Genomic DNA, 11,747 nt, shown 5'->3' with positions numbered 1-11,747 from the left:
TGTCACCAGAAAGGGCAAAGGTGGCCGACTTTTACGCCGCCCGCAGCAGGCTCATCCCGCCGCTCCCGTGGCCGACTTTTCCACCGCCGTTCTCAATCGGCGCACGCCAAGCCCGGCATGTGGCGAAAGCAAAAAGGTTCGGCCCCTCGGGGCCGCTTCCGGCAGTCCTGCACCGCAACAACAGGAACACTCAAGTGATGCCAATGAACGCCGCCTTTGCGGTTCCGGGCGATATTTCAGCCATGACCGGCGGCTACCTTTACGACCGCAGCCTGCTCGATGCCTTGCGGAGCGAGGGGTGGAACGTGGAGTTGATTTCTCTGTCCGACGCCTTCCCCTTTGCTGACAAGACCACGATGGAGGCGGCAATCGCCACCCTTTCGAAGGTCCCGTCCGACTGCCCGCTGATCATCGACGGCCTGGCCTTCGGAGCTCTTGAAACCGACTCGCTGCCTGCCATCCAGGCGCCGATCATTGCTCTGGTGCATCACCCGCTTTCCCTCGAAAGCGGATTGCCCGAGGCCGAGGCACGCCGGCTCTACACGGCGGAACGCGCCAATCTGCAACATGCATTTCATATCCTGGTGCCGAGCCCCCATATCCGGCAGGTTCTCACGTCGGACTACGGCGTGGCCGAGCAGCGGATCACAGTGATCCGGCCGGGTCGATCGGCTTTCGCAACGCCGAAGCACGCGCAGGCAGGCGAAGGTCCGCCCCTCGTCTTGTCGGTGGGCCTTCTGCATCCGCGCAAAGGGCATGATGTTCTGATCGAGGCGCTTGCTCAAATCACTGACCTTGATTGGCGCGCGGTGATCGTCGGGTCCCCGTGGGAGCCGGGCCATGACGCGGTGCTTCGGAGGCAGATCGGGAAGGCAGGTCTGGACGACCGTGTGACATTGGCTGGCCGGGTCTCAGCCGAGACACTGGAGCAATTCTTGAGCGAGGCGCATCTTTTCGCGCTCGCCACACGCTACGAAGGGTACGGCATCGTTTTTGACGAAGCACTCATCCACGGGCTTCCGATTATCTCGACGACAGCCGGGGCCGTGCCCGGAACCGTCCCGAGCGACGCTGGAACCTTGGTCCCACCAGAGAACCCGGCTGCCTTTGCCGAGGCACTGAGGGCGCTTCTCGAGGACCCCAAGCGTCATGCGGCGATGGCCGCGAAGGCCCGAGAGGCTGGTGACGCATTGCCGAGCTGGGCAGATGCAGCCGCCGACGTCGGTCAAGTCCTGCGCGCGGCGCAGGTAACACCGTCATGAGCATGACGGATCTCGACCTCGCCATCACGCTCGCCAACGAAGCGGGAGAGATCCTCTTGCAGAAATGGGCCGACCGAGGCCGCCTGTCCATCACGCGGAAACGCGCCGGCGATTTCGCGTCTGAAGCGGATTTTGAAGCCGAGCGACACCTCAAGACCCGGCTATCCCGGCTCCGGCCCGAGGATGGATGGCTCGGCGAAGAGACAGGCGCAGGTCCGGTCTCTGCCCGTCGGTGGATCGTCGACCCCTTGGACGGCACCACCAATTTTCTTCGCGGCATCCCCCATTGGGCGGTGTCGATCGCACTCGAGACGGAGGCCGGGCTCTGCGTCGGGGTGGTGCATGATCCGGTCAAACAAGAGACCTTCGCGGCCGGGCCGGGCCCCTCCGCAACGCTCAACGACGCCCCTCTTGTCTTGCCCGAGCCCGCATCGCTGGAAGCTGCGCTGTTCGGAACCGGCATTCCTTTCGGCGGAATGCCTCATATTGACGAACACGCAAGCGACATCGCACGCCTCATGCCGCTTTGCGCCGGTGTGCGGCGCATGGGGGCAGCCGCGCTCGATCTGGCCTATGTTGCGGCGGGGCGGCTCGACGGGTTCTGGGAACGGCGCCTGCAACCTTGGGACATTGCCGCGGGCCTCGTTCTTCTTCGGCAGGCGGGCGCGCGGGTCGAGGGATGGAAGCCGGGCGAGACGCCGGAAGAATACGGCAACGTGATTGCGGCGCCCGGTGCGATATTCGGCTCTTTCGCCGGCGTGCTGCGCCGCGCGGATCGCGATGTCAGCGCCTAGCCCAGACGCGCGAAAAGGTCACCCGAGGTTTCCGTCGGTGACAGTCCCGACAGCCAGTCTCTGACTTCGGACGCTTGCCGCCATTCGGGCCAGAGGAAAGCGCCCGTCTCGCCAGACACGGCGTTGAACGTGTAGGGACCAAGCGCCGAGAGTCGGTCAATCACCGCATGTGTCAGGTCCGGGAAGGCTGGAAGATACTCCACCGAAATCAGCGGCACGGCTTGAGAAAGCCCCGAGAGAACCTGCAGCTCGAAGCCTTCAACGTCGATCTTGATATATCGAGGGTGGCCAAACTGCGCGATCAGCCCGTCCAGTGTCAAGACGCGCACCGTCTGGCGCCGATCCCAGCGAACGTGGTCGAAGCCCGGTGTGTTGGCCGCACCAGCTACGAACGCGTTGGTGAGCGATGAGACCGTCGGATGTCGCGACGAGACGGCCATCTCCGCCTCTGTCTCGGTTTCACCCGCCGCAGCCTCGATCAGAGTGATGTCTTTCGGCAGGGTATGTCGCAAAAAGCGCGCGAAGGGCATCTGTGGCTCAAGAGCGATCACGCGGGCGCCTGCCGATCGCATGGCGCGGGCGCGTGCGCCCATATGAGCACCTATATCGAAGACCAGATCACCCGTCGTCAGATGCGAGCGATAGAACCTGCGCCACGTTCGGATCGCGAGCGGGTTGCAATAGATCACGAAGGACCGACCAAAGCCCAACCATTGGTTCATTGACGCGCCCTTCCCTGAAATTCCGTGGAAAACTAGCATCGCGAAACGGCCTGCCAAGGCTTAAGGCTCTATGCTTGTTCAAGAAAACGGCATCTGACTTGTCTCTGTCGCCGCAAGCCTACCTTCACGTGAGCTCGCTGCCGCGATTGGAGACTCGCATTGAATATTTTTCGCCCCTCGCCCGATGATCTTTACTCCAATACCGCTGCGCTCGGGCCGCGGATCGGGGAACAGGTTGCCCGGCTACGGGGCGATCTGCGGCTCGGGCTGTCCGCAGTTTTGTTCGACGAGGCATCCGCGTCGCTTGTCGCTTGGGTCGAGAACCTGACAGAAGAGCGGCTGGCGGCAATGCTGCGGCTCGGACAGGCAGAGATGGTCGTGACCGGCCGCCGCGCGGCGGCACTGGGATTGTATTCGGGCGCCGCCCCGACGGGTGCGGTGCGCTTGTCGCTTCAAGGTGCGACCAGCCTCGCGGATCTGCACGCGCTGGCAGGCAGAAGCGATATTGCACCGACCGAAGCTGTCGTGACCCCCGGCGGCCCTGCACGCGAAGCCCACGAGGCAGCAATCCTGCTCGCGAAATCCGAACAGGTTCTGCCCGCGGTGCTTGTGGTGGACCTGTCGGCCCAAGAACCACAGATCGCGCAGCTTGGCCTTGTCAGCATGCAAGCACGAGATGTGATCGCGACCCTCGCGGCAGAGCCGGCGCAGGCCCGTGTCAGCCTGGCCAAACTGCCAATGGCAGTCTCGGATTCGGGCCGAGTGCATGTCTTTCAGACCGGCAACAGCTCGGAGGAGCATTACGCGATCGAGATCGGCAATCCGGATCTGTCCAAGCCCGTCACCGTCAGGCTGCACTCGGCCTGCTTCACCGGCGATGTTCTGGGGAGCAAGAAATGCGATTGCGGGCCGCAACTGCGCGGCGCGATGCAGGCCATGTCCGACGATGCCGGAGGGGTAATTCTCTATCTCAACCAAGAAGGCAGGGGCATCGGCCTCGCCAACAAGATGCGCGCCTACGGGCTTCAGGAGGCGGGGCTCGACACCGTCGAGGCCAATCACTGGCTCGGTTTCGAAGACGATGAGCGCGATTTCCGCGCGGGGGCCACGATCCTGCATCGTATGGGTATCCGGCAAATCCGGCTCATGACGAACAATCCCGCCAAGATCGCCATTCTGTCCGCGCATGGGATCGAGGTCGTGGAACGGGTTCCGCTGCACGTGGGTCATACCGATTGCAATGAACGATACCTCGCCACGAAGGCGGCCAAGTCGGGACACCTGCTGCCATGAGCGCGCCTGCGCTTTGGTGTGTCGGCCCGTCTGCAGTCGAGGCCCGTCCGGGCGCGCTTGGCGACGGCGTGCCGGTCGAAACGTTGTTCTCCGGGATCAGCCGCGGTACTGAACGGCTGGTCTTCGAGGGCCGCGTGCCCGAGAGCGAGTATGAGACGATGCGCGCGCCGGCGCAGGAGGGGACATTCCCGTTTCCCGTCAAATACGGCTATTGCGCCGTCGGCCGAATTTCCGACGGCCGACGCGCTGGCGAGACGGTCTTCGCGCTGCATCCGCATCAGGCGCGATTTTGCATGGCAGACGATATGTTGACGCGCCTGCCGGACGCACTTCCGCCCGAGCGGGCGGTTCTCGGGGCGAATATGGAAACAGCCCTGAACGTGCTCTGGGACAGCGGGGCCGGCGCGGGTGACCGGATCGCGGTCATCGGCGCGGGTGTGATCGGCGCGCTGACAGGGTATCTTGCGCGACACCTGCCCGGGGCCGACGTCACCCTAGTCGACCGACTGTCCGACCGTGCAAAACTGGCCGAGGAAATGGGCTGCGCCTTTGCAACGCCTGACCACGCGCCCGGCGCGTGCGACGTGGTGATCAACACCACCGCCAAAGCAGACGGGTTGACTCTGGCACTGGAAAGTGCGGGACAGGATGCCACCGTTGTCGAGGCCAGTTGGCACGGCACGGGACCGACGCCGGTGTTCCTCGGCGGGGCCTTTCATAGCCGCCGGCTACGCCTCGTCAGTTCGCAGGTAGGTCATCTGCCGCCTGCCCGCCGGCCGCGTTGGAGCCATGCGCGCCGCATGCAAAAGGCGCTCTCTCTTCTGTGCGATCCGGCGCTCGATGCGTTGATATCGGACGAGACGTCCTTTGAAGAACTACCCGAGCGCTATGGCGAGATCCTTCGCGATCCCGACACGCTCTGCCATCGTATCCGCTACAATTCACATTGAGGTTTCCATGTTCGCCGTCGAAGTCCGCGATCACATCATGATCGGCCACTCGCTTCCTTCGCCCGTATTCGGGCCCGCACAGGGCATGCACGGGGCGACCTTCACGGTCGATGTCGCTTTCTACACCGAAGACATCGATGAGCATGGCCTCGTCGTCGATATCGGCCTTGCCACGGAGGCGCTGACCGCCACGCTCAATCCGCTGCGCTATCAGAACCTGGACGAAGTTCCTGAGTTCAAGGGAAAGTTCACGACGACAGAGTTTTTGTGCAAGCATATCTTCGACCAGATGGCCAAGGCCGTCCGCGACGGGGATCTGCAGGACAAAAGCCGGGTCAAGAAATTGCGGATCCTCCTGCATGAAAGCCACGTGGCGCGCGCGTGGTACGAGGGCGTGATCTGATATGGGGTTTTCCGCTGACTGGCTGGCCTTGCGTGAACCGGCTGACCATGCCGCGCGAGATGCAGACCTGTTGCGCCGGGCCGCAGCGGCAGCGGGGCCCGATCCTGTAATCCTGGATCTCGGGTGCGGCACGGGATCGACCGTGCGGGCGATGTCGAAGTTCCTGCCCGACCATACCCGCTGGTATCTCGTGGATCACGACCCCGACCTATTGGAGCATGCCGCGCGCAGCGCAGGACCGAAGGCCCGCATAGATCAGAGAGAGCTCGCAGAGCTTGACGGGCTGCCACTCGACGGGGTGACCCTCGTTACGGCGTCGGCGCTGCTCGATTTGATGCCGAAGGCGTGGATAGATGAGCTCGCAGCACTGCTGTCGGTGCCCTTCTATGCAGCGTTGTCCTATGATGGCGCGATGAGTTGGGAACCAGCTTTGCCCGGAGACGAAGAGGCTACGGCCGCGTTCAATCGTCATCAGTGCGGCGACAAGGGGTTGGGCCCGGCGCTCGGGCCACAGGCTGCGTCGAGCACGGCCTCGACACTTTCCAAACAGGGCTTCGCGATCCACCGCGCCAAAAGTCCTTGGCAGCTTGGCGCCGGAGAGGAGGCTCTTCAGGTCGCACTCGTACAGGGCATTGCTCAAGCAGCCGGAGAGGCGGGGTTCACGCAGGCCGAGGAGTGGGGCCGGCGGCGAATTCAGTCCGCGAGCGGTTCGGCTTGCGTCATCGGCCATGACGACATCTTGGCGCTGCCCAGCCAATGGACAGAAGAGGAGAGTAGACATGGAGCCGATTGATGTGAGCGCCCGCGTCTGGGAACGGTTGCTGGCCGTGCGCCAGGGCCTGTCCTGCACGTGCTGCGGGCAGTGGAGTCCGTCCGAGGCGGCGGCGCTCGCGCTCTACGGCCCGTTGGCGCGCCGGGACCTCGGGCCGGTGGCGGTCGCACAAATCGGCCAGTCGCTCGACGGGCGAATTGCAACGGTCACTGGCGATGCGCGCGATGTCTCGGGACCGGACGGGCTGACGCACCTGCATCGCATGAGGGCGCTGGTCGATGGGATCGTGATTGGCGTGAAAACCGCGCTGCACGACACGCCGCGGATGACGGTCCGGCTGTGTCCCGGCCGTAATCCCGCGCGCATCGTGATCGACCCGACGGGCCGCTTGCCCGACGATGCGCCACTCTTGCAGGACGATGGCACTGGCACGCGGCGCATCATCATTCAATCCGTCGATCGCCCGCGCGCCGACGATGTCGAGGTGATTCATCTCGGCACGCGTGACGGGGTGCTCGATCCGCAATCCATTCTGGAGGCGTTGCAGGAGAAGGGTTTGTCCTCGGTCATGATCGAGGGCGGCGGCATAACCATTTCCCGCTTCCTCGAGGCCGGCTACCTCACGCGGCTTCAAGTCGCGATTGCTCCGCTCTTGATCGGAGCGGGCCAACAGAGTCTCACGATGTCCAATCCGACGCAGACACTGGCTGATGCATTGCGCCCGGAGACGCGCGTCTACTCATTGGGATCGGACGTGGTTTTCGACTGTGCGCTGACAGACGCCGCCGAGGCGGCGAGCTACGCTGTCCACGCGGCCGAATAGAGCCGGCGGACTTTTCAAGCGGCGTTCGGCAAACCGCCAAGGTCCAGCCTCGTGGATATCGGCAGCGAGCCGTGTCCTATCCGAACCGCCGGATCTCGGCTCCAGCCAGCACATATCCGATCTCCGCAAGTTGCGTGGTCTTGCTCGCCGTTCCGAACACACCCGTCACGGTCACCGGATCGAAGAGCCCCGATACGTCATAAGGCGTCTCGGTCGTCACGAAGACAAGCTGGTTGGCGGGCGGCGGCGGGACGTGGATACAAGCGCCCACATAAGTAACCAGAATGAACTCCGTTATCCCGGTTCCTCGGTATTCGAGCGGCACGACATAGCCCGACATCCGCACGATCTCGCCGTTCCAGTCGTATCGCACGCCGGAGGATGGCGGCTGACGCGCAGCCATCGCGCTCTCGTCATGCGGCAAAAGACTGCGGATCTCGCCCGGCGGTGACATATCACCTTCGGGCAAGAGATCCCTCCAGGCCAGATCGCGCACGGGCTCGGCGCGCGCCGTCGCTCCGAGCAACGTCACGGAGAAGCCGATAAGGACCACACGCCGCGACAGGGATCCGCTTACCATGTCAGGACTTTGATGCGCTCGGCGTCCATCTGGTAGCCCGCGTCCGCGACCAGAGTGGTCAACGGTTTTGCCGAAAGACGCCCGGCAGCCAGCACCGGCTCCCAAAGCTTGTCGTTCGGCCAGGGCTCGCGGGTGGAGACAAAGACGAGCTGATTAGGGGGCGGCGGCGGCGTATGAATGCAGGCGCCGACATAGGGGACCAGCATGAAGTTGGTCACGCCTTCGACCGTCATCTCGAAGGGCAGAACGAAACCCAGCAGTTCCACGCGCTTGCCGTCGAGCGCCATGTTCAACCTCTGTCCGTTCGCATCGTATTCGGGATTCCAGAGATCGTTTTCCTCGTCGATCCGGCCGGGCCCGATGATCTGGCCATAGGGCACGCCACGCGGCATCAAATCGTCCCATTCTAGCTCGAGATAGGACCGAGCGAAGGCTTGACGCGGCACGAGGGACGCGGCGGCAAAAGCGAGGATATCTCGCCGGGAGGGAGTGTACGCGGTCATGTTCGCACCATCATGCCATCGGCCAACGACAGGCGGTAGGCCCTCAGCGCCGGCAGGAGGCTCGCGAGGGCCGCCGCACCGATCACAAGCGCGAGAACGACCAGTTCCCGCGCGCTCGGGACCGAGATCGGCAGCCACAAGCCGTAGGCGGCGTCGATCCACGGCTGCGCCACCACCAGACCGCCATACAGGATCACCATCCCGAGCGCCGCACCGAGCGCGGCCATCAGCGCCGCTTCGAGAACGAGAAGCCCGAGGATCGTCACCGGCCTCGCCCCCATCGCGCGCCAGATCGCCATCTCGCGCCGCCGCTCATCGAGCGAGGAGAAGATCATCGCCATCATCCCAAGAAGCGCCGTGACGACGACCATGACCGAGACTCCGATCAGCGCCCTTTCGGCGATGCCGACAATCTGCCAGAGCTCCTGCAGGGCGACACCGGGCAGGATCGCAAGGAGTGGCTCTTCGGGATAGGTGTTGATCCAGCGTTGCAGCCCGAAGATCTGCAGCCGTGAGTTCATTCCGATCAATGCGGCGGTGATGGCGTCGGGCGTCAGGTCCATCTGCCGGATGTCGTCTACGGGCGTCGGCGCTCCGGGCGTGCGCGCACCGGTTTGCCAATCGACATGGATCGCCTCGATCGCCTCGAGACTGACGATCACCGTGCGGTCGACCGGTGTTCCGGTGCGCTCCACGATACCCGCGACACGGAATGGCTGATCGTCGTGGTGCGTAAAGGACGCGACCCCATGCGAGACGATGATCGGATCGCCAACATCGTAGCCCAGCGTCGCGGCAACCTCGGCGCCGATCACGGCATCATAGAGATCGTCGAGACCGTGGCCCTGCCCGATCTCGAGCATGCGTCCGCCGCGATAGCGGTAATGCTCGAAAAAGCCGCTTGTCGTGCCCATGACGCGGAACTGGCGATGGCTGTCGCCAAGCGAGATCGGCACGATCCAGTCGATCTCGTCGCGACCCGCGATGTCCCGATAACTTTGCCAGCTGATATTGTTGGTCGCATTGCCGATGCGGAAAACCGAGTAGAGCAAAAGCTGCACCGATCCCGACCGCGCCCCGACGATGAGGTCGGTGCCCGAAATCGTGTCGGCGAAGCTCGCCTTTGCACCGGTCCGCACCTTTTCCACGGCGAGAAAGAGGGCGACCGACAAGGCGATGGCGAGGATCGTCATGCCCACGGTCAGGGCCCGCGCCATGAGTGAGGCAAAGGCAAGGCGAAGGATCATGCCGCGCGGCTTTCTCTGAGCAGAATGTCCTCGAGGCGCACGACCCGGTCGAACCGTGCGCCCAGCCGTTCGTCATGGCTCACCATCAGAAGTGACGATCCCGTCGCCGCAAGCTGATCGAAGAGAAGCCCCATGAACCCGTCCTGCGTCGCGGCATCGAGCGCCGAAGTCGGCTCGTCCGCGACGATGAGCGACGGCTGTCCGATCAAAGCACGCGCCACCGCAACGCGCTGTTGTTGTCCGACAGACAAGCGCCCAGCCTTGGCCTGAAGGACGTCATCGGGCAGACCCAGCGCAGAGCAGAGCCGCGCCGCATCACCCTGCTCCGACCGGCCGCGCCGCTCGGGCGCAAAGCGCAGCGGAAGCAGGATGTTGTCGGAGACGCTCGCATAGGGCAGCAAGTTGAATTGCTGGAAGATGACGCCGATCCGCTCCGCACGGAGCCGGTCGCGCGCCCCTGCCCGCAGGCCCGACAATCGCGTCTCGGCGATTTGGATCTCGCCTGCATCCGGTGTCACGATCCCGCAGATGAGCGATAGGAGCGTCGACTTGCCCGAGCCGCTTTCCCCCAGAAGCAGAACGCTTTCCCCGGCCGCGAGCTGGAAGTCCGGCACCCGGAGGCCGAACGTGTCGCGTCCAGGCCAATGGAACGTGACGTCGCGCAGCGCCAGGGCCGGTGCAGCCATCCTTACTCCAGCGTCAGTTCAGCGGCGTCAGATGCGAGTTCAGCGGCCCCTGCCCCGCTTGCTGTGACATATTGCACGTCGATCTCGCGGGCATTGCCGAACAGCTCGAAGAAGGGGAAGCCGATCGTGGTCAGCGCAGCCTCGTCCTCGCAGGCGAAGGCGTAGCTTGCGTGGAACTCGCTGTGACCGCCGCTCTCATCTTCGGCGTGGTCGTGATCCTCACCCTCTGCGTGGTCATGGTCGTGGTCGTGGTCACCTTCGTCATGGTCGTGATCGCCTGTGTGAAGATGCGCCAGCACCTCGGTCAGGCGGCACCCGGCGGCATCCGGGAGCGTCACGATACTCTCGGGGTCGAGGAACTGCCGGATCGCGGCTTCAACGGCGTCCTTGTCTTCGGGCGTGCTGGCTTCGTATTCGAAACCCACGATATCGACGCCCGGCGACAGGATGTCGATCTCGAGCATGCCGTTCTCGACCGCGATCTCCACGGTGGAGACCCCGTGTTCATGCGCGCCGAGGTCGCGCGTCTCCTGGGCGGCGGCGGGAAGCGCGAGGCAGATCGCGGCGAGAGAAGTCAGGGTCCGTGTCATGGGCGTCCTTTTCGGTGTCAGTGTTGTCGGAGTGTGTCTGGCATTGCAAAGCTTTTGCGAGGCAGGACGGATCATGCCGGTGCATCCTGCGGTGACGCGCCATTGGGTTCCGGAAAAAGCGTCGAGCGGTCCCGATGCAACATTCCAGCCTCGGCTTGGTTCAACCTGTCCAGGATTGCCTCGGTGGTTGCACCGTCGCGAAGCGCGCGCCGCCAGAGCCGCTCGCACGAACGCGGCGACCAGGGCAGCGCGGCTTGCCGGAGCCATGCCCTGAGGGGCGCGGGCAACGCGTCGAACCGCTCCATCGGATTGCCGGTCCGCCGGGTCCGGCGCAGGCTGGAGGAGAGATTATGCCTCATACTTCGTCCTCTGGCTCCGTGACTGGATCGAGCACGAGACGCGTCTCGCCTGTGCCCACGATCGGCGGTGAGCGATGCACGAGCCCGGTGCGCGGCTCGCCCGTCCAGAGCGAGCCGCGCAGCACGATGGGAGAGCCCGTCGGCACGGTGAAGACCTTCCGCGGCTCGGCCCCGTCAGTCGAAATGCCGTATTGCGTCCCGGTCCCGCGATAGGTGCAGACAAGCCGCGCAATCATCGCGTCGACATGAAAGCGGCGACAGGCATCCGTTGTGACTGGCTCGAGCCTCAGGCGCAGCCAGGCCGATTTCATCATTCCGGCGAAGATGTCGGCCAGCGCGGCGATATCGTCGACCAGCCGGTCCCGATGGCTACCTGCCGGCATGGATTGGGACGCGCAGACCTGGTCGACTGCCGCACGCACCGCCTCGGGACGAAGGATCAGCCGAGCGCGCGGCAGCAGCTCCGGCGAGACCGTATCGACCCAGTTCTGGAACGCGGACATCGGCTCGCGGTGCCAGATCGTCGCAGCGCAACCGGGCGTGTGAATGGCCGACAGACCTTCGGGCTGCCGTGAGACCCCGACGCCGATCGCCGCATCCCTCACGATCTCACGCTCGAGGTTCATGCCGCCGCCTCCGCGCGTCGCCATGCCGGGAATGGATCGGGGAAGTCGGGCAGCGCCTCGGGGCCTGTCGCCTGCGCCTCGGGGACCAGCGCCGCGTCGAGCCGCGCTTTCAGGGTCGGCCAATCGATCCCGGACCC

General features: G+C 64.5%; 15 protein-coding genes and 1 pseudogene. 7 read left to right on the top strand and 9 right to left on the bottom strand.

The genetic code is table 11. The features are described 5' to 3' along the window. Positions 1 to 203 precede the first annotated feature (203 nt). Both BM171_RS18380 and BM171_RS18375 read left to right on the top strand, forming a co-directional pair. On the top strand, positions 204 to 1,262 hold the full coding sequence (locus tag BM171_RS18380) for a glycosyltransferase family 4 protein (protein WP_093016043.1): 1,059 nt from the start codon (positions 204 to 206) through the stop codon (positions 1,260 to 1,262). After that, positions 1,259 to 2,056 carry an inositol monophosphatase family protein gene (locus BM171_RS18375; RefSeq protein ID WP_093016039.1) on the top strand — a complete coding sequence of 266 codons (798 nt, stop codon included), beginning with the start codon at positions 1,259 to 1,261 and terminating at the stop codon, positions 2,054 to 2,056. Before BM171_RS18380 ends, BM171_RS18375 begins: the two co-directional genes overlap by 4 nt. Here BM171_RS18375 and BM171_RS18370 read toward each other — a convergent pair. Then, complete coding sequence (locus BM171_RS18370; protein WP_093016036.1) at positions 2,053 to 2,778, bottom strand: FkbM family methyltransferase; 726 nt, start codon at positions 2,776 to 2,778, stop codon at positions 2,053 to 2,055. The two genes, BM171_RS18375 and BM171_RS18370, sit on opposite strands and share 4 nt — an antisense overlap. 159 nt (positions 2,779 to 2,937) lie before the next feature. Here BM171_RS18370 and ribA point away from each other — a divergent pair, with 159 nt between their 5' ends. Genes ribA through BM171_RS18345 form a run of 5 tightly spaced genes read left to right on the top strand, consistent with a single transcriptional unit; the run spans position 2,938 to position 7,019 of the window. Beyond that, positions 2,938 to 4,071, top strand: coding sequence for a GTP cyclohydrolase II (gene ribA / locus BM171_RS18365; RefSeq protein WP_093016033.1), 1,134 nt, complete (start codon positions 2,938 to 2,940; stop codon positions 4,069 to 4,071). After that, entirely contained in the window at positions 4,068 to 5,021 is a 954-nt protein-coding gene (locus tag BM171_RS18360; RefSeq protein ID WP_093016030.1) for a zinc-dependent alcohol dehydrogenase, read from the top strand. The genes ribA and BM171_RS18360 overlap by 4 nt, the downstream gene beginning before the upstream one ends. Before the next feature lie 7 nt (positions 5,022 to 5,028). Then, complete coding sequence (locus tag BM171_RS18355) at positions 5,029 to 5,424, top strand: 6-pyruvoyl trahydropterin synthase family protein (RefSeq protein ID WP_093016027.1); 396 nt, start codon at positions 5,029 to 5,031, stop codon at positions 5,422 to 5,424. Between the two features lies 1 nt (position 5,425). Continuing rightward, entirely contained in the window at positions 5,426 to 6,217 is a 792-nt protein-coding gene (locus tag BM171_RS18350) for a class I SAM-dependent methyltransferase (protein WP_093016024.1), read from the top strand. Next, positions 6,204 to 7,019 (top strand): RibD family protein, encoded by an 816-nt coding sequence (locus BM171_RS18345; RefSeq protein WP_093016021.1) that lies wholly within the window; start codon positions 6,204 to 6,206, stop codon positions 7,017 to 7,019. The genes BM171_RS18350 and BM171_RS18345 overlap by 14 nt, the downstream gene beginning before the upstream one ends. A 76-nt stretch (positions 7,020 to 7,095) precedes the next feature. On the opposite strand, the gene BM171_RS18340 is transcribed toward BM171_RS18345, so the two are convergent. The 8 genes and pseudogenes from BM171_RS18340 to BM171_RS19315 all read right to left on the bottom strand — a co-directional run. Next, complete coding sequence (locus BM171_RS18340; RefSeq protein WP_093016018.1) at positions 7,096 to 7,599, bottom strand: DUF3299 domain-containing protein; 504 nt, start codon at positions 7,597 to 7,599, stop codon at positions 7,096 to 7,098. After that, positions 7,593 to 8,102: a DUF3299 domain-containing protein gene (locus BM171_RS18335; RefSeq protein ID WP_093016015.1), complete on the bottom strand. Its 510-nt coding sequence runs from the start codon at positions 8,100 to 8,102 to the stop codon at positions 7,593 to 7,595. Before BM171_RS18335 ends, BM171_RS18340 begins: the two co-directional genes overlap by 7 nt. Further along, on the bottom strand, positions 8,099 to 9,349 hold the full coding sequence (locus tag BM171_RS18330; RefSeq protein ID WP_093016012.1) for an ABC transporter permease: 1,251 nt from the start codon (positions 9,347 to 9,349) through the stop codon (positions 8,099 to 8,101). The genes BM171_RS18335 and BM171_RS18330 overlap by 4 nt, the downstream gene beginning before the upstream one ends. After that, a complete protein-coding gene (locus BM171_RS18325; protein ID WP_093016008.1) occupies positions 9,346 to 10,035 on the bottom strand; it encodes an ABC transporter ATP-binding protein in 690 nt (229 codons plus the stop codon). The genes BM171_RS18330 and BM171_RS18325 overlap by 4 nt, the downstream gene beginning before the upstream one ends. Before the next feature lie 2 nt (positions 10,036 to 10,037). After that, on the bottom strand, positions 10,038 to 10,625 hold the full coding sequence (locus tag BM171_RS18320; protein ID WP_093016005.1) for a DUF2796 domain-containing protein: 588 nt from the start codon (positions 10,623 to 10,625) through the stop codon (positions 10,038 to 10,040). 71 nt (positions 10,626 to 10,696) lie between these two features. Next, the gene (locus BM171_RS18315) at positions 10,697 to 10,984 is read right to left on the bottom strand and encodes a DUF6525 family protein (protein ID WP_093016002.1); all 288 of its coding nucleotides are present in this window, start codon (positions 10,982 to 10,984) and stop codon (positions 10,697 to 10,699) included. Next, positions 10,981 to 11,610: a DUF1826 domain-containing protein gene (locus tag BM171_RS18310; RefSeq protein ID WP_093016045.1), complete on the bottom strand. Its 630-nt coding sequence runs from the start codon at positions 11,608 to 11,610 to the stop codon at positions 10,981 to 10,983. Before BM171_RS18310 ends, BM171_RS18315 begins: the two co-directional genes overlap by 4 nt. Then, positions 11,607 to 11,747 (bottom strand): annotated as a pseudogene (locus BM171_RS19315) (GTP-binding protein); the annotation flags it as partial. The gene BM171_RS18310 and the pseudogene BM171_RS19315, both read right to left, overlap by 4 nt.

Source organism: Roseivivax halotolerans, from assembly GCF_900115815.1.
Taxonomy (GTDB): Bacteria; Pseudomonadota; Alphaproteobacteria; order Rhodobacterales; family Rhodobacteraceae; genus Roseivivax; species Roseivivax halotolerans.
This window is presented reverse-complemented; position numbering and strand designations above follow the sequence as displayed.